The sequence below is a fragment of the Leisingera sp. F5 genome (genome assembly GCF_001593695.1).
Genome location: NZ_LUKH01000509.1, coordinates 1 through 2,235, shown reverse-complemented (window position 1 = coordinate 2,235; position 2,235 = coordinate 1). Strand labels below are relative to the sequence as shown.

The following is a 2,235-nucleotide window of genomic DNA, read 5'->3' as shown; positions in this document are numbered from 1 at the left end:
CCTTGGTGCGCAGATCGCCCGCAAGGTGGCGCCGCGGCTGGGGCTGAAGCCATCCGAATGCGAGACCGTGGAATGGCTGGTGCGCTATCACCTGCTGATGTCCGACATGGCGCAGAAACGCGACATTGCCGACCCGCGCACGGTGCGTGACTTCGCCAAGGCGGTGCAAACGGTCAAACGGCTGGATCTGCTGTTGCTGCTGACTGTCTGCGATATCCGCGGCGTTGGCCCGAACACCTGGAACAATTGGAAGGCGGCCCTGCTGCGGGCGCTTTACGGCCAGACCCGTGCAGCGCTTGAGGGCGGCATGGAGGCGCTGAACCGCGAACACCGCGGCGCCTCGGCCAAGAAGGCCCTGCGCGAGGCGTTGCAGGATTGGTCCAAAGCCGATCTCAAAACCGAAACCGCCCGGCACTATCCGCCCTATTGGCACGGGCTGCACATCACCGCGCATGTGGATTTCGCCGAGATGCTGCGCGACTATATCGCCAAGGGCGACGCGGGCGAGGTGATGATCCGGCTCTATCCGGACGTCGACCGGGATGCGACCCGCGCTTGTTTCGTGATGGAAGACCACCCCGGCATCTTTGCCCGCATTGCCGGCGCGCTGGCGCTGGTCGGGGCCAATGTGGTGGATGCGCGCTCCTATACGACCAAGGACGGATATGTAACCGACGCCTTCTGGATCCAGGACAGCGAAGGCCACCCTTTCGACCCGATCCGCCTGCACCGGCTTAAGCAGATGATTGAAAAGACCCTGAAGGGCGAGGTGATCACCCGCGACGCGCTGAAATCCCGTGACAAGATCAAGAAACGGGAGCGCGCCTTCAAGGTCCCGACCCATATCACCTTTGATAACGACGGCTCGGAAATCTACACCATCATCGAGGTCGACACCCGCGACCGGCCCGGTCTGCTTTATGATCTGGCCCGGGCGCTGGCGGCCGCCAATGTCTATATTGCTAACGCAGTCATCGCGACCTATGGCGAGCAGGTGGTGGACGCCTTTTATGTCAAAGACATGTTCGGCCTGAAATACTATGCGGAGTCCAAACAGCGGACTTTGGAGAAGAAACTGCGCGAGGCCATCACCGCAGGCGCAAAACGGGCGGATGTATGAAACCGATCAAACTGCTTTCGGGCTTCCTGACCGTTGGGTTCTGGACGCTGGCCAGCCGCGTGCTGGGGTTCGCCCGCGAGATCCTGATTGCCGCCTTCATCGGCCCCGGTCCGGTACTGGATGCCTTTATCGTGGCCTTCCGCCTGCCCAATATGTTCCGCCGCTTCTTTGCCGAAGGCGCTTTTAACGCCGCCTTTGTGCCAGCCTTTTCCAAGCGGTATGAGGCCGGAGAGGACGCCAGAACTTATGCCCAGCAGGCCTTCAACCTGCTTGCTGCTGCGGTGCTGGCGCTGGTTGGGCTCGGCATGGTGTTCATGCCGGGGCTGGTCTGGCTGACGGCCGGCGGTTTTGTCGGCGATGCGCGGTTCGATATGGCAGTGGGGTACGGTTATGTCGTCTTTCCCTACATCCTGTTCATGTCGCTGGCCGCATTGTTTTCCGGGGTTCTGAACGCCACCGGCCGCTTTGCCGCCGCCGCCGCCGCACCGGTGCTCCTCAACATATTTGCCTGTGCAGCGATGACAGCCGGCGCTCTCATGGGCGGCGATGTTGTCCTGTGGCTGGTCTGGACCATCCCGGTGGCAGGCGTCGCTCAGCTGGCGCTTGTCTGGGTCGCCGCCGCCCGTGCTGGTGTAACCTTGCGGCCCGGTCTGCCCCGTTGGAACACCGAAATGCGCAGCCTGATGCGTGTTGCAGTGCCCGCTGCTCTGGCCATGGGAGTCACCCAGATCAATCTGGTGGTCGGGCAATACGTGGCCTCTGACATCGAAAAGGCGGCCAGCTGGCTGTTCATCGCCGACCGGCTGTATCAACTGCCCCTGGGCGTTGTCGGCATCGCCGTCGGCATCGTGCTGCTGCCTGCCCTGTCGCGCCGCCTGCGGGCCGGGGACAGCGCCGGGTCTCAGGACGCCCTGTCCCGCGCCGGGGAATTCTCGCTGCTGCTGGCCGTGCCTTCCGCCGTTGCCTTCATCACCGTGCCGCTGCCGCTGGTCTCGGTGCTTTATGAGCGCGGCGCCACCGGACCTGAGGATGTGGCCGCCATCGCCATCGCTGTCGCCATCTATGGCGCAGGCCTGCCGGCCTTCATGCTCCAAAAAGTCTTGCAGCCGCTCTAC

General features: G+C 63.3%; 2 protein-coding genes. Both read left to right on the top strand.

The features are described 5' to 3' along the window. Window positions 1-1,120, top strand: a 1,120-nt coding sequence (locus A2I95_RS32575; protein ID WP_291736493.1) for an ACT domain-containing protein, incomplete at its 5' end; no start/stop codon positions are given. Beyond that, the coding region (gene murJ / locus A2I95_RS32570) for a murein biosynthesis integral membrane protein MurJ (protein WP_291736491.1) at window positions 1,117-2,235 on the top strand (1,119 nt) is incomplete at its 3' end. The genes A2I95_RS32575 and murJ, both read left to right, overlap by 4 nt.